Below are 19,807 nucleotides of genomic sequence, written 5' to 3'. Positions count from 1 at the left end.
AAGTGCGTCCGGACATCACAGCAAGGGTGAGCAAAGGCGCGCGCCGGAGTCGAACAGGCGCAGTGCGAAGCCCAGGTCGCGCTTGAAATGCACGCGCTGCGCCTGCTCCAGGTCCAGCTCGAACTGGCGCGCCAGGTCGCCATTGAGCTGGGGCCCGTAGGCGATGGCGCAGACTTCGTAGTTCAGGAAGAAGCTGCGGTAGTCGAAGTTGGCCGTGCCGATGATGGAGATGCTGCCGTCCACCACCAGCGTCTTGGAGTGCAGCATGCGCGCCTTGTATTCGTAGACGCGCACGCCGCAGCGGATCAGTTCGTCGTAGTAGGAGCGCGCGGCCGCCGTGACCAGGGCCGAATCGGAGCGGCGCGGCACCAGCAGCTGCACATCCACGCCGCGCAGCGAGGCATTGGTGAGCGCGGCCAGCGCGGCCTCCGTGGGAACGAAGTACGGCGTGGTCAGCCAGACACGCTCCTCGGCCGCGTTGATGGCCGCAAGATGGGCGCGGTAGATGGCCTGCAGGCCGTTGTCGGGGCCGGAGGTGATGACCTGCACGGGCAGCGGGCCCTCGGGCGCGTCCGGCAGCAGCAGGTCGATGTCGGCGGGCTCGCTCTTGGGGTCCTTTTCGAGGGCGTAGGCCCAGTCCTCGAGGAACACGGTCTGCAGCCAGTTGACGATGGCGCCCTCCAGGCGCAGGTGCACGTCGTGGTAGGCATCGGGCATGACACGCGCGTTCTCTTCGTCGGTCACGTTGACGCCGCCCGTGAAGCCCACCTTGCCGTCGCACACCAGGATCTTGCGGTGGGTGCGGAAGTTGATGACCGGGCGCAGCCGCCGGCCGATCTTGGTGCCATGGAACAGCGCGACCTCGGCGCCCGCATCCTCCAGCGGCTGCAGAAAGCGCCGCCCCAGCTTCTTGGAGCCCAGGGCATCCACCAGCAGGCGCACCTGTATGCCTGCGCGGGCCCGCTGTATCAGCAGGTCGCGCAGGGCCGTGCCGGTCTGGTCGGGCTCGAAGATGTAGTACTCGAGGTGGATGTGGTGGCGCGCGGCATTCACCGCGTCGATGATGGCGTCGAAGGTGGCCGCGCCACCGACCAGCAGCCGCAGGTCGGTGGCCGTGCTCACCGGAAAGTCGCTGGTGGCGGCCACCAGTCGCGCGACCTGGTGCAGGCGCTCGGGACTGCCGGGCATGCGCTCGCGCAGCCGCTGCACGCCCGAGCGCACGCGCGATGTCTTGCGCGCGCGCAGCCGCTTGATGCGCTGGCGCTTGAGCCGTTGCGGGCCGAAGAAATAGTAGATGGCCAGCCCGCCCACGGGAATCGCCGCCATGGACAGCAGCCAGCTCAGTGTGGCCACGGGTGCGCTGCGCTGCAGAAGGATCCACACCGCGACGATCACCACATAGACCGACCAGGTCACCGACAGCAGCAGCAGCGCATTCTCATGGGTCAGGTACTGACGAAGCCACTCCACAAAGACTCCTTCGGGCGGATCAAAGAAAAAGCCGGCAGCCCGGGGGGCTGTCGGCTTGCGCGATGGGCATCAGGCGATGCACATCAGTCGGCGGTGGCCTCTTTGGGCTCGGCCGGCTCGGAAGCCGGATCCTGCCTGGGCTGGGGCGTGATGTCGAGCCTGACCTCGCCCTTTTCGGCGTCGTCGGCATCGACCACCCAGTCCACTTCCAGGCGGCCACCGTCGACCAGCTGCCCGAACAGCAGCTCGTCGGCCAGCGAGCGCCGGATGGTGTCCTGGATCAGGCGCTGCATGGGACGGGCGCCCATGAGCGGATCGAAGCCCTTCCTGGCCAGGTGCTTGCGCAGCGCGTCGGTGAAGGTGACCTCCACGCGCTTTTCGGCAAGCTGCTGCTCCAGCTGCAGCAGGAACTTGTCGACCACGCGCAGGATGACCTGCTCGTCCAGCGGCTTGAAGCTGACGATGGCGTCCAGACGGTTGCGGAACTCCGGCGTGAACAGGCGCTTGATGTCGCCCATTTCGTCGCCGGCCTGGCGCGGGTTGGTGAAGCCGATCGAGGCCTTGTTGATGGTCTCTGCACCCGCGTTCGTGGTCATGATGAGGATCACGTTGCGGAAGTCGGCCTTGCGCCCGTTGTTGTCCGTCAGCGTGCCGTGGTCCATGACCTGCAGCAGCACGTTGAAGATGTCCGGATGCGCCTTCTCGATTTCGTCGAGCAGCAGCACCGAATGCGGCTTCTTGGTCACGGCCTCGGTCAGCAGGCCACCCTGGTCAAAGCCCACATAGCCCGGAGGCGCGCCGATCAGGCGGCTGACGGCATGGCGCTCCATATACTCCGACATGTCGAAGCGGATCAGGTCCACGCCCAGAATGTAGGCCAGCTGCTTGGCAGCTTCCGTCTTGCCCACGCCGGTGGGGCCCGAGAACAGGAAGGAGCCGATCGGCTTGTCCGGCTTGCCCAGGCCCGAGCGCGCCATCTTGACCGAGGAGGCCAGCGCCTCAAGCGCCTTGTCCTGGCCGAAGACCACGCTCTTGAGGTCGCGCTCCAGCGTCTGCAGCTTGCTGCGGTCGTCGTTGGACACGTTGGCAGGCGGAATGCGCGCGATCTTGGCCACGATGGCCTCGATCTCGGCCTTGTCGATGGTCTGCTTGCGCTGCTCCACCGGAATGATGCGCTGCGCGGCGCCGGCCTCGTCGATCACGTCGATGGCCTTGTCGGGCAGGTGGCGGTCATTGATGTACTTGGCCGACAGCTCGGCCGCAGCCTGCAGGGCGGCGGCGGCGTACTGCACGCTGTGGTGCTCCTCGAAGCGCGACTTCAGGCCCTTGAGGATGTCAACGGTCTCGGCCACCGTGGGCTCGACCACATCCACCTTCTGGAAGCGCCGCGACAGGGCCGCGTCCTTCTCGAAGATGCCGCGGTACTCGGTGAACGTGGTGGCGCCGATGCACTTGAGCTGGCCGCTGGACAGCGCCGGCTTGAGCAGGTTGGACGCGTCCAGCGTGCCGCCCGAAGCGGCGCCCGCGCCGATCAGCGTGTGGATCTCGTCGATGAACAGGATGGCGTTGGGCTTGTCCTTCAGCGACTTGAGCACGCCCTTGAGGCGCTGCTCGAAATCGCCACGGTACTTGGTGCCTGCCAGCAGCGCGCCCATGTCCAGCGAATAGACCACGGCCTCGGTCAGCACCTCGGGCACCTTGCCTTCGGTGATGCGCCAGGCCAGGCCCTCGGCGATCGCGGTCTTGCCCACGCCGGCCTCGCCGACCAGCAGCGGGTTGTTCTTGCGGCGGCGGCACAGGATCTGGATGGTGCGCTCGACCTCGTAGTCGCGCCCGATCAGCGGATCGATCTTGCCATCCTTGGCCGCCTGGTTGAGGTTCAGCGTGAACTGCTCCAGGGGCGAGGCCTTTTCGTTGCGTTCGCCACCGGCACCCTCTTCGGATTCCGCAGGGTTCTCCGCCTTCGCAGGCTCGGGCGGCTCGCCCTTCTTGATGCCGTGGGCGATGAAATTGACCACGTCCAGGCGCGTCACGCCCTGCTGGTGCAGGTAGTAGACGGCATGCGAGTCCTTTTCACCGAAGATGGCCACGAGCACGTTGGCGCCCGTGACTTCCTTCTTGCCGTTGCCGGTCGATTGCACATGCATGATGGCGCGCTGAATCACACGCTGGAAACCCAGCGTGGGCTGCGTGTCCACTTCGTCGGTGCCCGCGACCTGGGGCGTGTTGTCCTTGATGAAGTTGGACAGGGCCGAGCGCAGGTCATCGATGTTGGCTGAGCAGGCGCGCAGCACTTCCGCTGCACTGGGGTTGTCCAGCAGGGCCAGCAGCAGGTGTTCCACGGTGATGAACTCGTGGCGCTGCTGGCGTGCTTCGACAAAGGCCATGTGCAAGCTGACTTCCAGTTCCTGGGCGATCATTGATGACTCCTTTTCGCTTGCTGGGGATTATTGACTGCAACCATAAATCAGGGCGGCCCGGGTTTATTCAACAGGCTCGAACATGGCCTGCAACGGATGGCCCGCTTTCTGGGCGGCCTGCAGCACCTGCTCGACCTTGGTGGCCGCCACATCGCGCGAGTACACGCCGCAGACGCCGCGGCCGTCGAGATGGATCTTGAGCATGATCTGGGTGGCCGTTTCGCGGTCCTTGCCGAAGAGTTCCTGCAGGACGATGATGACGAATTCCATGGGCGTGAAGTCATCATTGAGCATCACGACCTGGTACATCTGCGGCGGCTGCACGCGCTGGCGCCGCCGCTCCAGCACCACGGCGCCGTCGTCATCGGACACGGGCCGCACTGTGGGAATGGCAGGAGGGGTCGAAGGGGGTTGGGTTGCCATGAAAATCATTCTAGCCATCGGAGCCACTGTTTTCCGGAAGGGATATGCGAGGCGTGCCTGAAGAATTCAAGCGCGGCGCCTGCCCGGGCTGGCCAGCACGCACCAAAGCAGTGCCTGCTTGCCACCACCGGGCGCTGCGCCACCTTGCGCGTCATTCGTAGACCACCTTGACCTGGGCGCTGCCCGCCTGGGCATACCAGGCGGCCAGGGCCGCGTCGCTGGGATAGAAGCGGCTGCCGTCGCCCAGGGCCAGCTCGCAGCTGGCCGAGCCGCGCTCGTCCTCGCAGACCAGTCCCAGGCGCACTTTCATGCCGCGCTGCAGCTCGCCATGCTCGCCCTGCTCCACCACGGCGGGAAACTGGCGCAGCAGGCCAACCACGTCGGGCATCTTCTCGCCCACGCTGACCTGCAGGTAGCGCGCGAAGCGGCAGCGCGCATCGGCCAGGTTGAACAGCTGCTGTGCCTTCATGCGCAGGCCACCGCTGAAGTGGTCCAGCTGCAGGCGCCCGGTGATGACGACGAATTCGTCGTCCTTGAGCAGATCGCGATAGGTATTGAGCGTGTTCTCGTCCACCGAGGCCTCGATCACGCCCGAGCCGTCATCGATCTTGAACAGGCCCAGCCGCCCGCGCTGGCCGTTGATGGCGCGGAAGTCGCTGATGATGCCGGCCAGGGTCTGGGGCTCGCGGCTGTCGCGCAGCTCGGCCAGCGGCGTGCGCACAAAGCGGCGCACCTCCTTTTCGACCTCGTCGAACAGATGGCCCGACAGGTAAAAGCCCACGGCGGTCTTTTCCTGGGTCAGCCTCTCCTTCACGCCCCAGGGCAAGGCATCGGCCAGGGGCGGCTCCTGGGTGCTGGAGCCCACGGCGTCCTCGCCCATCATGTCGAACAGCCCGCCCTGATTGGCATTGGCCAGCGTCTTGTTGGCGAACTCGAAGGCATGGTCGATGGAGGCCACCAGGGCCGCGCGGTTCAGTTCGATGGCATCGAAGGCACCGCCCTTGATCAGGGCTTCCAGCGTGCGCTTGTTCAGGCGCGTGCGGTCCACGCGCACGCAGAAGTCGGCCAGGCTCTTGAACGGCCCCTTGTCGGCGCCGCGCGGGCCCACGCCACGGCCTTCACGGGCCGCTATGATGGCCTCGATGGCCTGCTGGCCCGTGCCCTTGATGGCACCCAGGCCATAGCGTATGACCTTGTCGGTGACGGGCTCGAAGCGGTACATGCCGCGGTTGACATCCGGCGGCTCGAAGCTGATGCCCATCTTGAGCGCGTCTTCGTACAGCACCTTGAGCTTGTCGGTGTTGTCCATTTCCACGGTCATGTTCCCGCAGTAGAACTCGGCCGTGTAGTGCACCTTCAGCCAGGCCGTGTGATAGGCCAGCAGCGAGTAGGCGGCGGCGTGCGACTTGTTGAAGCCGTAGCCCGCAAACTTCTCCATCAGGTCGAAGACCTCGTCGGCCTTTTCCTCGCTGATGCCCTGCTTGGCCGCGCCCTCGCGGAAGATCCCGCGGTGCATGACCATTTCCTCGACCTTCTTCTTGCCCATGGCACGGCGCAAGAGGTCGGCGCCGCCCAGCGAGTAGCCGCCCAGCACCTGGGCCGTCTGCATCACCTGCTCCTGGTAGACCATGATCCCGTAGGTTTCGGCCAGCACCTTTTCGACCAGCGGATGCGGATACTCCACCACTTCCTTGCCGTGCTTGCGCGCCACGAAGCTGGGAATCAGGTCCATGGGTCCCGGGCGGTACAGGGCGTTCAGTGCGATCAGGTCTTCCAGCCGGCTGGGCTTGGCGTCGCGCAGCATGCCCTGCATGCCGCGCGATTCAAACTGGAACACGGCCTCGGTCTTGCCCTCGGAAAACAGCTGGTAGGTGCGCGCATCGTCCAGCGGGATGTTCTCGAATGCGAAGTTCTCCTGGCCCTTGTGGCGCTTGATGATGAACTCGCGCGCAATCTCCAGGATGGTCAGCGTGGCCAGGCCCAGAAAGTCGAACTTCACCAGGCCCACGGCCTCCACATCGTCCTTGTCGTACATGGCCACGGCCGAGTCGCTGCCCGGCTGCTGGTACAGCGGGCAGAAATCGGCCAGCTTGCCCGGGGCAATCACCACGCCGCCCGCGTGCATGCCGATGTTGCGTGTCATGCCTTCGAGCTTCTGAGCCATTTCAATCAGTGTCTTGACGTCTTCTTCTTTGTCGATGCGCTCGGCCAGCATGGGCTCGGCCTCGATGGCGTAGGTGTACTTGTCGCCCTCCTTCTTGGGATTGGGCGGGTACTTGAGCGTGACGTGCAGGCCAGGCTTGTTGGGAATGAGCTTGGAGATGCCATCGCAGAAGGTGTAGCTCATGTCCAGCACGCGGCCCACGTCGCGGATGGCCGCGCGCGCGGCCATGGTGCCGAAGGTGGCGATCTGGCTGACGGCGTCGCGGCCGTACAGCTGCTTCACGTAGTCGATGACGCGGTCGCGGTTGGCCTGGCAGAAGTCCACGTCGAAGTCGGGCATGGACACACGCTCGGGGTTGAGGAAACGCTCGAACAGCAGGTTGTATTCCAGCGGGTCCAGGTCCGTGATCTTGAGCACGTAGGCCACCAGCGAGCCGGCGCCCGATCCGCGGCCCGGACCCACGGGACAGCCGTTGAGCTTGGCCCACTTGATGAAGTCGCCCACGATGAGGAAGTAGCCCGGAAAGCCCATCTTGAGGATGGTGCCGATCTCGAACTCCAGTCGCTCGACATAGCGCTCGCGCTGGGCCTCGCGCTTGGCGGGGTCGGGATAGAGATGGACCAGGCGTTCCTCCAGTCCCGCAAAGGACTCCTGGCGGAAGAACTCGTCCATGGTCATGCCTTCGGGCACGGGGAAGTTGGGCAGCTGCGGCTTGCCCAGCACCAGCGTCAGGCTGCAGCGACGCGCGATTTCCACGGTGTTGGCGATGGCGCTGGGAATGTCGGCGAACAGCGCCTGCATCTGCGCGACGGTCTTGAAATGCTGGTCGCGCGTGAAGCGGCGCACACGCTTGGGGTTGGCCAGGATCTCGCCCTCGGCGATGCACACGCGCGCCTCGTGCGCTTCGTAGTCGTCGGGGCCGAAGAACTGTATGGGGTGCGTGGCGACCACGGGCAGGTTCAGGCGATCGGCCAGTTGCACGGCGGCCAGCACATGGGCTTCGTCGTCAGGCCGGCCTGCGCGCTGCAGCTCGATGAAGAAGCGGTGCGGGAACATGCTCGCCAGCCGCTGGGCGACGGCTGCTGCGCCGGCCTCGTCACCGCGCATCAGTGCCTGGCCCACCGGGCCGGCCTGGGCGCCGGCCAGCACGATCAGGCCTTCGCCCAGCTCCTGCAGCCAGGCCCATGTGTGCACGGCCTGGCCCTTGACCACATTGCGGGTCCAGCCCCGGGCCAGCAGCTCGGACAGGTTGTGGTAGCCCAGCGGGCTTTGCACCAGCACGATGATGCGCGAGATCGCGGCGCCGTTTTCGCCCTCGATCTGGATTTCCGCGCCCAGCACGGGCTTGACGCCCTTGGCCCGGCCTTCGCGATAGAACTTGACGCCGCCAAACAGGTTGTTGAAGTCTGTGACGGCCAGTGCGACCTGCCCATCCTCGGCGGCGGCCTTGACGATGGCGTTGATGCGGTTGGTTCCGTCCACGACGGAAAATTCGGTGTGCAGGCGCAAATGGACAAACATATGGGCGCCATTGTAGAAAGCTCCGCAATGCCGGGACCCGTTCGCGGCCATGCCTTTGCCGCCGCCCCCGCCTGCAGGGCGGGCATCGCAGGCCGTTACAATGCCTCGGCCCGGTTGCGGGAAAATCAGGCTTCATGCGGCCCCTCAGCGCGGCCCGCGTCCCTGCCCGCCAACCCTCTCACCGCCCTTCGATTGCCCGAGAAACGTCCACCATGCAGCGTATTCCCCTGTCCATCGTTCCCGCCGTGCTGGTCGCAGGCGTCCTGACAGCCTGCTCCAGTACGCAACAAGACCCTACTGCCAAGTGGACCCCGGACCGCATCTATACCGAGGCGCGCGACGAAGCCGCGTCCGGTGCGTTCGACAAGGCCGTTCCGCTGTTCGAGAAGCTCGAAGGCCGTGCCGCCGGCACGCCCCTGGCCCAGCAGGCCCAGCTCGACAAGGCCTATGCCCAGTACAAGAGCGGCGACAAGGTCCAGGCCACGGCCACGCTGGACCGCTTCCTGAAGCTGCACCCGGCCAGCCCCGCCACCGACTACGCCCTGTACCTCAAGGGCCTGGTCAACTTCAATGACAACCTGGGCATGTTCTCCTGGCTGTCGCGCCAGGATCTGTCCGAGCGCGACCAGAAGGCCGCCAAGGACTCCTTCGAGTCATTCCGCGAGCTGGTGACGCGCTTCCCCGAGTCGCGCTACGCCGAAGACTCGCGGCTGCGCATGCAGTACATCGTCAACTCGCTGGCGCAGTACGAAGTCCACGTGGCCCGCTACTACTACGGACGCGGCGCCTACGTGGCCGCCATCGCACGTGCGCAGACCGCCGTCAAGGACTACCAGGGCGTGCCCGCCGTGCGCGAAGCCATGCAGATCCTGGTGAACTCATACGATGCACTGGGCATGACCCAGCTGCGTGACGATGCGCAGCGCGTGCTGACCGCCTCGTACGGCCAGGACTCCGACAAGGACGTCACGGCAAAGCAGAAGTCGTGGTGGAAACTGTGGTGACCTGCGGCGCAGGCTGCGCCAGCGCCTGCAGGGCCTGAACAAAGGCCGCCTCGTCCTCCAGGGTCCGCATGGGCGGCAGCGCAGCGCGCAGCCGCCGCCCATAACCCTTGGCGGTCAATCTGGGATCGCAGACCACAAGCACGCCGCGATCCGTCTCGCGCCGGATCAGGCGCCCGGCGCCCTGCTTGAGCGCCATCGCGGCCTCGGGCAGCATGTAGTCGGCAAAGGCCTGCCGGCCCACGGATTCCAGACTGCGCGAACGCGCCTCGACCAGCGGATCGTCGGGCGGCGGAAACGGCAGCTTGTCGATGACCACCAGCTGCAGCGCATCGCCAGGCAAATCCACCCCTTCCCAGAAAGTGGCCGATGCCACGAGAATGCAGCCGCGCCCCGCGCTGGCGCCCTTGCCTTCGCCTGCCGCAACAAAGCGCTCGATCAAGGTCAGCTTGGGCGCCTGCCCCTGGACCAGCACATCAAGTTCACCGAACAGCCCCAGCGACTGCTGCAGCGTGTCGCCTATGGCGTGCAGGGCACGCAGCGTGGTGGTCAGCACCAGAGTGCGGCCGCCCAGGCGCTGGGCCGCATCCAGCGCCAGGCGTGCCACCTCGGCGCTGTGGGCCGGGCTTCCTGCCTCGGCAAAAGGCCGCGGCACATAAAGCGCCGCCTGCCGCGCATAGTCGAAGGGGCTGTCCACGCGCAGCACCTGGGCCTCTCGCAGTCCGCAGGGCTCGGTGAACCAGCTCAGCCGCTCGTCGTCGCCCAGCGTGGCAGAGGTGAAGATCCAGGCGGTGCCCGCTGGCGACTCGTACGGGGCGGTGGGTGCGTTTTCCTGCGGCTCGGCGTCTTGCCCGCTTCCTTCCTGATGCTCTTGGTCTTGCTCTTGCGCTTGCGCTTGCGTCGGACCCAGCAGCCGCGTGCGCATGATGTGTGCAATGGTCAGCGGAGACTCCAGCATGCGCATCTGCTGGCTGCCCAGTTCCAGCCAGCGCACCGTGTCTTGCACGGCCGCCGCCGCGAAGGTGGCCAGGCGCCGCAGCAGTTCGCTGCCGCGCTCGAGCAGCCTGCGCAGTTCGGGATCGCTGACCTGCAATTGCACCAGCGGCTCCACCAGCGCCCGCAGGCTGCGCCCCAGCGTGACCAGGGCCGTGCGCCAGCTCTGGGCGTCCAGTCCCTGCGGCGTCACGCCCTGCCAGGACAGACGTCCGCCCACAGGGGGCTTGCCTGCGGCCAGGCGCAGCTCGCGCAGTGCCTGCTCCACACGCGCCGAGAGCATCATCCAGTCGGCCATGCCGCGTGCCAGTTCCTGGCCGGCGCGCAGCACATCGCGGGCATAGCCCGTCAATTGCTGGCCCGACAGGCTCAGGCCAGCGAACTGCACGCCGGTGTCGTTGAGCTGGTGGGCCTCGTCCACCACCACCACGCCCGCGCTGGGCAGCAGTTGGGCCACACCCGAATCGCGCACGTCGAGGTCGGCAAACATCAGATGGTGGTTGATGACCACCACGTCGGCGTCCAGCGCGGTGCGGCGGGCCACGTTGACATGGCAGTCCTGCCAATGCGGGCAGTCCGAGCCCAGGCAGTTGTCGCGCGTGGAAGTGACCAGGGGCAGCGCGGGCGAGCGCTCGTCCAGCGCGGGCAGCTCGCCCAGGTCACCTGTGCGCGTGGTGCGCGCCCAGCGCTCGACCAGGGCCACGCTGCGCAGCACCTGCGGGTCCTGCGGCGCCGTGCGGCCCTGGCGCACGCGCTCCAGCCGCTCCAGGCACAGGTAGGCGCTGCGACCCTTGAGGCGCGCCATGCGCAGCGGCATGCCCAGGGCGGCCACCAGACGCGGCAGATCCCGTGCGAACAATTGGTCCTGCAGCGCACGCGTGGCCGTGGACACCAGCACGCGCTGGCCGCTGAGCAGGGCCGGCACCAGATAGGCATAGGTCTTGCCCACGCCCGTGCCGGCCTCCACGACCAGGGTCTGGCGCTCTTCGATGGCCTGGGCCACGGCCAGGGCCATGCGGGTCTGGCCTTCACGCGGCAGGAACTGCGCCTCGGCGCGCGACAGCAGGCCTTGCGGGGCGAAGGCCGCCTGCACGGCGGCGGTCAGGGAATGCACAGGACAGGTCCGGTTGTTGAAAAAGACAGCGCCACGGGAGCCGGGCGAGCCGGCACCGGGGGCAGCGCTCCGATAATATGCGCCATGCCACTGGTGTGCCCATCCACCGCCCCAAGAGCCCACCAAACCAGAGACCATGCAGCCAGCGTACCGACTCCAAGCCGCCACAGGCATCCATCGCGGTGACAGGCAATACCAGCAAGACCAGGTGATGCTCATGGCCCACCCGTATGTCCACGGCTGCCTGCTGGGCGTTCTGGCCGACGGCATGGGCGGGCGCAGCGGCGGGCGCAAGGCCTCCGACCAGGTCATGCTCACGGCGCGCCAGCTGTTCGAGCGCTTCGAGCCGGGCAAGGAGGACTGCACAGCGCTGCTGGAGAGCATCGTGCGCGAGTCGCACACGGTGATCCGTCTGACCGCCATTTCGGCCGAGCAGGAGCCGCACAGCACCATCGCCGCCTTCGTCCTGCTGCCCCAGGGCCGCTGCCACTGGGTGCATTCGGGCGATTCGCGCATCTACCACTACCAGGACGCGACCATGGTCCACCGCACCAAGGACCATTCCTATGTGCAGTCGCTGGTGGACCGGGGAGAGCTCACCGAATTCGAGGCCCACGTGCACCCCAAGTCCAACATCCTGCTGGGCTGCCTGGGCACCGAGGCCGAACCGCCCATGAGCCACCATGTGATCGAGCGCGTGTATCCGGGCACCACCCTCATGGCCTGCAGCGATGGCGTCTGGCACTACTACACGGCCGAGGAACTGGGCACCGTGCTCAACGCGCTCACTCCGCGCGAGGCCACGGAGTTCCTCATCGACAAGGCCCGCGTGCGCGCCCAGGGCGGGGGCGACAACCTGTCCTTGGTGGTGCTCAAGCTCGAGGCGCTGGAGTCGGCCCAGACGGCTTGAACCGGGGTTGGAGCATCCAGGCCCTCACGCCAGCCCCCACCCGGTTGGCCTGTTGGCGCGTGGCAGAGAAAAAAAGGATCAGGGAGCAGGCGGCACCGGCAGCGGCGCAGCCTGGGGACCGCGCTCGCGGGCCGCTTCGGCGGCACGGGCCTTGCGCTCGGCCGCTTCCTTCTGCTTGGCTTCGAACTGCGCACGCGATGCCGCGCGCCGCTCCTGCTCCTGGGCGGACTGGCGCTGCTCCATCTGGGCCTGCCGTTCGCGCTGGTGGCTGGCCTGCTGGGCGGCGCGCTGCTGCGCCTCCTGGGCGCGCTGCGCGCGCAGGGCCTGGGTATCGCGTTGCACGGCCGGCGGCCGTTCCTTGGCCTCCATGGTGGAGGCTGCCTTCTGCGCCTTCTTGGCCTCGATGTCTTCCAGGCGCTGGACGGCGCGCTCCTTGCGCTCCTCGTCGTTGATCTGAAGCTCGCGTTCGCGCAGCGGACGATCCTGCTCACGGGCCTCTTCGCGCGCCTGCTTGAGGCAGTCTTCCACGGCAAAGCGCTGGTAGCACTCGGACTCCAGGGCCGTGCGCCGGCGCTCGATGACGGCGCGCTGGGCTGCGATGTCGGCACGCGCGGCCTTGCGTTCGGCCTGGGCCTGCCTGGCCGCCTGGCCAGGCTCCCGCGCGGCATCGGCCGCCACGGCCGGGCCCGCCAAGGCCAGGCAGGCCAGCGCGGCGCCCAAAGGAACGGGCAGTTTCTTCACAAGGGCAAAAGCAGAGGTGGGCAGTTTCAGCATGTACAGGTCCGGCAAACGACGCCAGGCGCGGCCACCTGCCTCAGGTCAGGCTGGTATCCACCACGCGGCGCTCCAGCGCCAGGAATTCCTTGGACTGCATCTCGTTCAGGCGCGAGACGGTACGGGGGAACTCATGGGCCAGCGGGCCCTCAGTGTAAAGCTGCTCGGGCGGCACGGCGGCCGAGATGACCAGCTTGACCCTGCGGTCGTACAGCACGTCCACCAGCCAGGTGAAGCGCCGCGCGGGCGACGCCATGTTGACCGGCATATAGGGCACGTCGGACAGCAGCACGGTGTGGAACTGGCTTGCGATCTCCAGGTAGTCGTTCTGCGAGCGCGGGCCGCCGCACAGCTCGCGGAAGTCGAACCAGACCACGCCACCGGCGCGGCGGCGCGCACGGATCTCGCGCGCCTCGATGTGCAGCACCGGGTCCTCGTCCTTGACCTCGGCCAGCTTGTCGAAGGTCTCGGTCATGGCCGCATCGGCCTCGGCGCCCAGCGGCGTGTGGTAGAGCCTGGCGTTTTCCAGCGTGCGGCGGCGGTAGTCCGTGCCGTTGTCCACGTTGACGACTTCCATGCGCTCGTTGAGCAGGTCGATGGCCGGTAGGATGCGGTCGCGGTGCAGGCCGCCCGGGTACAGCTCGTCGGGCTTGAAGTTGGAGGTGGTGACAAAGCCCACGCCGTTGGCGAACAGCGACACCAGCAGCCGGTGCAGGATCATCGCGTCCGTGATGTCGGCCACGTGGAATTCATCGAAGCAGATCAGCTTGTACTTCTTGGAGATGCGCGCACCCAGCACGTCCAGCGGGTTCTGGGTGCCCTGCAGCACGGCGAGTTCACGGTGGACCTCGCGCATGAATTCATGGAAATGCAGGCGCACCTTGCGCCTGAGTGGCACGGCGTTGAAGAAGCAATCCATGAGAAAGCTCTTGCCGCGCCCCACCCCGCCGTACATGTAGACGCCACGGGGGATCTCGGGATGGTTGATGAGCTTCTTGAAGGCGTTGGAGCGGCGCTGGCGGTAGACCGTCCAGTCGTCGGCACAGCGCTGCAGCGCCTCGACGGCGCGCAGTTGCGCAGGATCACTGTGAAAGCCCTTGGCTACCAGTTCGGCCTCGTAGGCCTCTCGCACTGAAACGCTCATGCAGCATCAACCATTTGCTATGTATTCAGAAGCTGAAAGCGCTTGCAGAGCAAGCGCTTTCAGGTCTCGGATTGGCTAGATGGCTAGCCTGGCACTCAGAAGTTCAGAGTACGCTTGTCGACTGCCAGGGCAGCCTCCTTGGTGGCTTCGGACAGCGAGGGGTGGGCATGGCAGATGCGGGCGATGTCTTCGCTCGATGCCTTGAACTCCATGGCAACCACAGCTTCGGAGATCAGCTCCGAGACCATGGGGCCGACCATGTGCACGCCCAGGATTTCGTCGGTCTCGGCATCGGCCAGGAACTTGACCATGCCCGTGGTGTCGCCCAGGGCGCGCGCACGGCCGTTGGCCAGGAAGGGGAAGGTGCCAGCCTTGTACTTGACGCCCTGCTCCTTCAGTTGCTGCTCGGTGCGGCCCACCCATGCGATTTCGGGGCTGGTGTAGATCACCCAGGGAATGGTGCCGAAGTTCACATGGCCATGCTGGCCGGCAATGCGCTCGGCCACGGCCACGGCCTCTTCCTCGGCCTTGTGCGCCAGCATCGGGCCGCGCACCACGTCGCCCACGGCCCAGACGCCGGGCAGGCTGGTCTTGCAGTCGTCATCGACCACGACGCAGCCGCGCTCGTCCAGTGCCAGGCCCACGGCCTCGGCATTGAGGCCGGCCGTGTTGGCGGTGCGGCCGATGGAGATGATCAGCTTGTCGGCCTCCAGCGCCTGGGCTTCACCCTTGGCGTTGGTGTAGGCGATGGACACGCCCTTCTTGCCGCTCTTGATTTCGCCGATCTTCACGCCCAGCTCGATCTTCAGGCCCTGCTTGTCGAACGCCTTCTTGGCTTCCTTGGCGATCTGCTCGTCCACGGCGGACAGGAACTTGTCCATGCCTTCGAGCACGACCACTTCCGTGCCCAGGCGACGCCAGACCGAGCCCATTTCCAGGCCGATCACGCCGGCGCCGATCAGGGCCAGCTTCTTCGGGGCCTTGCCCAGACGCAGGGCGCCGTCGTTGGACAGGATGTTCTCTTCATCGAAGGGCACGCCGGGCAGCGCGCGGGCGCTGGAGCCCGTGGCGACCACGATCTGCTTGCCCGTCAGCACTTCCTCTTCCTTGCCGGCAACCTTGATCTCGTAGCCGCCCTCGACCGCCTTGACGAACGAGCCACGGCCGTGGAAGAAGGTGACCTTGTTCTTCTTGAACAGGTACAGGATGCCGTCGTTGTTCTGCTTCACGACCGCATCCTTGCGGGCGATCATCTTGGCCACGTCCATCTCGACCTTGCCGGTGGAGATGCCATGGTCGGCAAAGTGCAGGTTGGCGTGCTCGAAGTGCTCGGACGACTGCAGCAGGGCCTTGGAGGGAATGCAGCCCACGTTGGTGCAGGTGCCGCCCGGAGCGGCGCCGCCGGCGGCGTTCTTCCACTCGTCGATACAGGCCACGTTGAAGCCCAGTTGTGCGGCACGGATGGCGGCGATGTAGCCGCCAGGGCCCGCGCCGATGACGATGACGTCGAATTGCTTGCTCATTTCAGGAATCTCTTGTCTGTGATGCATGAAAAAACCCACCGCAGGGCGCGCGGCCAAGGGTGGGTTTTCGTCGTGTCGAACCCTGTGGAATTACAGGTCGAACAGCAGGCGCGAAGGATCTTCCAGCGCGTCCTTCATGGCCACCAGGCCCAGCACGGCTTCGCGGCCGTCGATGATGCGGTGGTCATAGGACATGGCCAGATAGTTCATCGGGCGGACCACGACCTGGCCGTTCTCGACCATGGCGCGGTCCTTGGTGGCGTGCACGCCCAGGATGGCCGACTGGGGCGGGTTGATGATGGGGGTGGACATCATCGAGCCGAAGGTGCCGCCATTGGAGATGGAGAAGGTGCCGCCGGTCATTTCTTCAATGCCCAGCTTGCCTTCGGCAGCCTTCTTGCCGAATTCGGCAATCTTCTTTTCGATGTCGGCGAAGCTCATCTGGTCTGCATTGCGCAGGATGGGCACCACCAGGCCACGGGGCGAACCCACGGCGATACCGATGTCGAAGTAGCCGTGGTAGACGATGTCGTTGCCGTCCACGGATGCGTTGAGCACCGGGTACTTCTTCAGGGCGTGCACGGCCGCCTTGACGAAGAAGGACATGAAGCCCAGCTTGGTGCCGTGTTCCTTGGTGAAGGCGTCCTGGAACTTCTTGCGCAGATCCATCACCGGGGCCATGTTCACTTCATTGAACGTGGTCAGGATGGCGTTGGTGGACTGCGACTGCAGCAGACGCTCGGCCACGCGGGCACGCAGGCGGCTCATGGGCACGCGCTGCTCGGGACGGCCGCTGAGGTCTTCCTTGGCGGACGGAGCCGACACCTGGGGCAGCGCCTTGGTGGGCACGCCGGTGGGAATGACGGCAGCGGTGGACTGCACGCCGCCCTTGATGGCTGCCAACGCGTCACCCTTGGTCACGCGGCCATCCTTGCCGGAGCCAGCCACGCCGGCGGCCGACAGGTTGTTTTCGGCCAGCAGCTTGGCAGCGGCGGGCATGGCGACATCACCCTTGCTGCCACCGGTGGCGGCCGCGGCTGCGGGCGCTGCGGCGGGAGCGGCTGCAGCGGCGGGGGCGGCTGCAGGAGCGGCAGCGGCCACACCGGCCACGCCTTCGGTGTCGATCTTGGCGATCAGTTGCTCGGCCACCACGGTGGCGCCGTCACCTTGCACGATCTCGGCCAGCACGCCAGCGGCGGGCGCGGGCACTTCGAGCACGACCTTGTCGGTTTCGATCTCGATGAGGATCTCATCGACTGCAACCGCTTCGCCGGCCTTCTTCTTCCAGGTCAGCATGGTGGCCTCAGCGATGGACTCGGACAGCTGGGGAACTTTGACTTCAACGATAGCCATTTGTGATTCTTTCCAAAAGTGTTCTGTACTGATACGTAGCGGGTGGGGGCTGCCTTACTTGTTCAGGACAAAACCCTTGAGCTTGGAGAACGCGCCTTCCACCAGGGCCTTTTGCTGCTCCTGGTGCAGGTGGGCGTAACCCACGGCGGGCGATGCCGAGGCAGCGCGGCCGGAGTAGCCCAGCTTCTGGCCATCGAGCATGTTCTCGTGGATGTAGTGCTGCACGAAGAACCAGGCGCCCTGGTTCTGCGGCTCGTCCTGGCACCAGACGATGTCGGTGGCGTTGCCGAACTTCTTCAGTTCAGCGGCGAAAGCCTTGTGCGGGAAGGGGTACAGCTGCTCGACGCGGATGATGGCGACGTCCTTGCTTTCCTTCTCGGTGCGCTTCTTGACCAGGTCGTAGTAGACCTTGCCGGAGCATGCGATCACGCGCTTGACCTTGGCCGCGTTCTTCACGACGGCTTCGTCCTGCTCAGGGATCACGGTCTGGAAACCGCCGCTGGTGAACTCGGACAGCGGCGAGGTGGCGTCCTTGTTGCGCAGCAGCGACTTGGGGGTCATGATGACCAGCGGCTTGCGCAGCGGGCGCACCATCTGGCGGCGCAGCACGTGGAAGATCTGGCTGGCCGTGGTCGGCTGCACGATCTGCATGTTGGCGTCGGCGGCCAGCTGCATGAAGCGCTCCAGGCGGGCCGAGCTGTGCTCGGGGCCCTGGCCTTCGTAGCCGTGCGGCAGCATCAGCGTCAGGCCGTTGATGCGGCCCCACTTGACTTCACCGGAGGCGATGAACTGGTCGATCACGACCTGGGCGCCGTTGGCGAAGTCGCCGAACTGGGCTTCCCAGATCACCAGGGTGTTGGGGTCGTTCGACGCATAGCCGTACTCGAAGCCCAGCACGGCTTCTTCGGACAGGATGGAGTCGATGACGGTGAACGGAGCCTGGCTGTCGGCCACGTTCTGCAGCGGGATGTAGGTGCCTTCGCTCCACTTCTCGCGCTTTTGGTCATGGATGACCGAGTGGCGGTGCGTGAAGGTGCCGCGGCCGCAGTCCTCGCCCGACAGGCGCACGGGATAGCCCGATGCGACCAGCGATGCGAAGGCCATGTGCTCGCCCATGCCCCAGTCCACGTTGACTTCGCCGCGGCCCATCGCTGCGCGGTCGTCATAGACCTTCTTGACCAGCGCGTGCGGCGTCACGGTCTCGGGGATGGTGGTGATGCGTTCGGCCAGGCGCTTCCATTCCGTCAGCGGGATGGCGGTGTCGCCGGCGTCCGTCCAGGTTTTGCCCAGGAACGGGCTCCAGTCCACGGCGTACTTGCTCTTGAAGTTGGTCAGCACCGGGTCCACGGTGTGGCGGCCTTCGTCCATGGCGGCGCGGTAGGCCTTGGCCATGTCGTCGCCCAGCGATTCGCCCAGGCCCTGTGCGGCCAGCTTGTCGGCGTACAGCTTGCGGGTGCCGGGGTGGGCGCCGATCTTCTTGTACATCAGCGGCTGGGTCAGCGCGGGGGTGTCCTGCTCGTTGTGGCCCAGCTTGCGGAAGCAGACGATGTCCACGACCACGTCCTTGGAGAATTCCATGCGGAACTCCAGGGCCAGCTGCACGGCCAGCGCCACGGCTTCCGGATCATCGCCGTTGACGTGCAGCACGGGCGACTCGATCATCTTGACGATGTCGGTGCAGTACAGCGTGGAGCGGGTGTCGCGCGGATCGGAGGTGGTGAAGCCGATCTGGTTGTTGATGATGATGTGCACCGTGCCGCCCGTGGTGTAGCCACGGGTCTGGGCCAGCGCCAGGGTTTCCTGGTTCACGCCCTGGCCGGCGAAGGCTGCATCGCCGTGCACCAGCACGGGCAGCACCTGCTTGCCGTGCGGGTCGTCGCGGCGGTCCATGCGCGAGCGCACCGAGCCTTCGACCACGGGGTTGACGATTTCCAGGTGCGAGGGGTTGAAGGCCAGCGACAGGTGGACGGGGCCGCCTGCGGTGGACACGTCGGAGCTGAAGCCCTGGTGGTACTTCACGTCACCGGCGGGCAGGTCCTCGGGGGCGGTGTGGTCGAACTCGGCGAACAGGTCCTTGGGCATCTTGCCCAGGGTGTTGACCAGCACGTTCAGGCGGCCGCGGTGGGCCATGCCGATCACGACTTCCTGCACGCCCTTCTGGCCGGCAGCGTTGATCAGCTCGTCCATGGCGACGATGAAGCTCTCGCCACCTTCCAGCGAGAAGCGCTTTTGGCCGACGTACTTGGTGTGCAGGTAGCGTTCCAGGCCTTCGGCAGCCGTCAGGCGGTCGAGGATGCGCTTTTTCCGGCTGGCATCAAAGCTGGGCTTGGTACGGCTGGTTTCCAGCTTTTGCTGCCACCAGCGCTTTTGCGTCTGGTCCGTGGCATACATGTACTCGGAGCCGATGGTGCCGCAGTAGGTTTCGCGCAGAGCGTTCATCAGCTCGCGCAGGGACATGCTTTCCTTGCCGAAGAAGGTGTTGCTCGTGTTGAACACCGTTTCCTGGTCGGCATCGGTGAAGCCGTAGAACGACGGCTCCAGCTCGGGAATTTCGGGGCGCTCGGTGCGCTTGAGGGGGTCCAGATCGGCCCAGCGTGCGCCGACATTGCGGTAGGCGGCGATCAGTTGCTGGACGGCGGTGCGCTTGCGGCCCAGTTCGGAGTCGGCGCCGGAGGCCACGACCACCTTGGTGCCGCCTTGCTTGGCGCGCTCGGCGAAAGCGTTGATGACGGGCTGGTGCGGAACGTCCTTGGCGTCGGTGCCATCGACTGCGGGCACATGTTGCAGTGCATCAAAGTACTCGCGCCAGGAATCCGGCACGCTACCGGGATTGGCCAGGTAGTTTTCGTACATTTCTTCGACGTAGGGGGCATTGCCGCCGAAGAGGTAGGTATTGCCTTGGTAGGCTTGGTAGACCGACGTCTGATCGCTCATATTGCGCTGACCTCAGCCTCCCTGAGGGAGGCATTAGCTGGTTTGTGGAACCTTCCGCGACAC

General features: G+C 66.0%; 12 protein-coding genes. 2 read left to right on the top strand and 10 right to left on the bottom strand.

Going from position 1 to position 19,807, the window contains the following annotated elements:
• Positions 1 to 15: 15 nt before the first annotated feature.
• The 4 genes from cls to dnaE form a co-directional block, all read right to left on the bottom strand.
• The gene (gene cls / locus HFGMBDPB_RS15170) at positions 16 to 1,470 is read right to left on the bottom strand and encodes a cardiolipin synthase (protein ID WP_016446867.1); all 1,455 of its coding nucleotides are present in this window, start codon (positions 1,468 to 1,470) and stop codon (positions 16 to 18) included.
• An 83-nt stretch (positions 1,471 to 1,553) separates the two neighbouring features.
• Positions 1,554 to 3,890, bottom strand: coding sequence for an ATP-dependent Clp protease ATP-binding subunit ClpA (gene clpA, locus HFGMBDPB_RS15165; protein ID WP_016446866.1), 2,337 nt, complete (start codon positions 3,888 to 3,890; stop codon positions 1,554 to 1,556).
• A 63-nt stretch (positions 3,891 to 3,953) separates the two neighbouring features.
• Positions 3,954 to 4,331: an ATP-dependent Clp protease adapter ClpS gene (gene clpS / locus HFGMBDPB_RS15160; RefSeq protein WP_016454840.1), complete on the bottom strand. Its 378-nt coding sequence runs from the start codon at positions 4,329 to 4,331 to the stop codon at positions 3,954 to 3,956.
• Positions 4,332 to 4,464: 133 nt separating this feature from the next.
• Positions 4,465 to 7,998 carry a DNA polymerase III subunit alpha gene (dnaE, locus tag HFGMBDPB_RS15155; protein WP_017404787.1) on the bottom strand — a complete coding sequence of 1,178 codons (3,534 nt, stop codon included), beginning with the start codon at positions 7,996 to 7,998 and terminating at the stop codon, positions 4,465 to 4,467.
• 212 nt (positions 7,999 to 8,210) lie between these two features.
• Here dnaE and HFGMBDPB_RS15150 point away from each other — a divergent pair, with 212 nt between their 5' ends.
• Positions 8,211 to 9,002: an outer membrane protein assembly factor BamD gene (locus HFGMBDPB_RS15150; protein WP_016454842.1), complete on the top strand. Its 792-nt coding sequence runs from the start codon at positions 8,211 to 8,213 to the stop codon at positions 9,000 to 9,002.
• Here HFGMBDPB_RS15150 and yoaA read toward each other — a convergent pair.
• Positions 8,965 to 11,106, bottom strand: a complete 2,142-nt coding sequence (gene yoaA, locus HFGMBDPB_RS15145; RefSeq protein WP_017404786.1) for a DNA repair helicase YoaA — start codon at positions 11,104 to 11,106, stop codon at positions 8,965 to 8,967. The genes HFGMBDPB_RS15150 and yoaA overlap by 38 nt on opposite strands.
• A 136-nt stretch (positions 11,107 to 11,242) precedes the next feature.
• Here yoaA and HFGMBDPB_RS15140 point away from each other — a divergent pair, with 136 nt between their 5' ends.
• A complete protein-coding gene (locus HFGMBDPB_RS15140) occupies positions 11,243 to 12,016 on the top strand; it encodes a PP2C family protein-serine/threonine phosphatase (RefSeq protein ID WP_026062214.1) in 774 nt (257 codons plus the stop codon).
• A 78-nt stretch (positions 12,017 to 12,094) separates the two neighbouring features.
• Here the strand turns inward: HFGMBDPB_RS15140 and HFGMBDPB_RS15135 are convergent, their stop codons facing one another.
• The 5 genes from HFGMBDPB_RS15135 to HFGMBDPB_RS15115 all read right to left on the bottom strand — a co-directional run bounded on the left by HFGMBDPB_RS15135 (position 12,095) and on the right by HFGMBDPB_RS15115 (position 19,744).
• Complete coding sequence (locus HFGMBDPB_RS15135; protein WP_212645675.1) at positions 12,095 to 12,790, bottom strand: hypothetical protein; 696 nt, start codon at positions 12,788 to 12,790, stop codon at positions 12,095 to 12,097.
• Between the two features lie 40 nt (positions 12,791 to 12,830).
• The gene (gene zapE, locus HFGMBDPB_RS15130) at positions 12,831 to 13,934 is read right to left on the bottom strand and encodes a cell division protein ZapE (protein ID WP_016446859.1); all 1,104 of its coding nucleotides are present in this window, start codon (positions 13,932 to 13,934) and stop codon (positions 12,831 to 12,833) included.
• A 95-nt stretch (positions 13,935 to 14,029) separates the two neighbouring features.
• A complete protein-coding gene (gene lpdA / locus HFGMBDPB_RS15125) occupies positions 14,030 to 15,457 on the bottom strand; it encodes a dihydrolipoyl dehydrogenase (RefSeq protein ID WP_013802658.1) in 1,428 nt (475 codons plus the stop codon).
• Between the two features lie 90 nt (positions 15,458 to 15,547).
• Complete coding sequence (gene odhB, locus HFGMBDPB_RS15120) at positions 15,548 to 16,810, bottom strand: 2-oxoglutarate dehydrogenase complex dihydrolipoyllysine-residue succinyltransferase (RefSeq protein WP_016454845.1); 1,263 nt, start codon at positions 16,808 to 16,810, stop codon at positions 15,548 to 15,550.
• Between the two features lie 54 nt (positions 16,811 to 16,864).
• Positions 16,865 to 19,744: a 2-oxoglutarate dehydrogenase E1 component gene (locus HFGMBDPB_RS15115; protein ID WP_016446856.1), complete on the bottom strand. Its 2,880-nt coding sequence runs from the start codon at positions 19,742 to 19,744 to the stop codon at positions 16,865 to 16,867.
• Between the last annotated feature and the right edge of the window lie 63 nt (positions 19,745 to 19,807).

Origin of the sequence: Delftia sp. PE138, from assembly GCF_018320755.1 — a bacterium.
In the GTDB taxonomy this organism is placed as follows: domain Bacteria; phylum Pseudomonadota; class Gammaproteobacteria; order Burkholderiales; family Burkholderiaceae_C; genus Comamonas; species Comamonas tsuruhatensis.
This window is presented reverse-complemented; position numbering and strand designations above follow the sequence as displayed.

What these genes read in the sequence shown, in the direction of transcription:
- HFGMBDPB_RS15150 (WP_016454842.1), top strand. Translation starts at nt 8,211, where the DNA reads ATGCAGCGTATTCCCCTGTCCATCGTTCCCGCCGTGCTGGTCGCAGGC.
- HFGMBDPB_RS15115 (WP_016446856.1), bottom strand. Translation starts at nt 19,744, where the DNA reads ATGAGCGATCAGACGTCGGTCTACCAAGCCTACCAAGGCAATACCTAC.
- lpdA (WP_013802658.1), bottom strand. Translation starts at nt 15,457, where the DNA reads ATGAGCAAGCAATTCGACGTCATCGTCATCGGCGCGGGCCCTGGCGGC.
- HFGMBDPB_RS15140 (WP_026062214.1), top strand. Translation starts at nt 11,243, where the DNA reads ATGCAGCCAGCGTACCGACTCCAAGCCGCCACAGGCATCCATCGCGGT.
- dnaE (WP_017404787.1), bottom strand. Translation starts at nt 7,998, where the DNA reads ATGTTTGTCCATTTGCGCCTGCACACCGAATTTTCCGTCGTGGACGGA.
- clpS (WP_016454840.1), bottom strand. Translation starts at nt 4,331, where the DNA reads ATGGCTAGAATGATTTTCATGGCAACCCAACCCCCTTCGACCCCTCCT.
- clpA (WP_016446866.1), bottom strand. Translation starts at nt 3,890, where the DNA reads ATGATCGCCCAGGAACTGGAAGTCAGCTTGCACATGGCCTTTGTCGAA.
- odhB (WP_016454845.1), bottom strand. Translation starts at nt 16,810, where the DNA reads ATGGCTATCGTTGAAGTCAAAGTTCCCCAGCTGTCCGAGTCCATCGCT.
- zapE (WP_016446859.1), bottom strand. Translation starts at nt 13,934, where the DNA reads ATGAGCGTTTCAGTGCGAGAGGCCTACGAGGCCGAACTGGTAGCCAAG.
- HFGMBDPB_RS15135 (WP_212645675.1), bottom strand. Translation starts at nt 12,790, where the DNA reads ATGCTGAAACTGCCCACCTCTGCTTTTGCCCTTGTGAAGAAACTGCCC.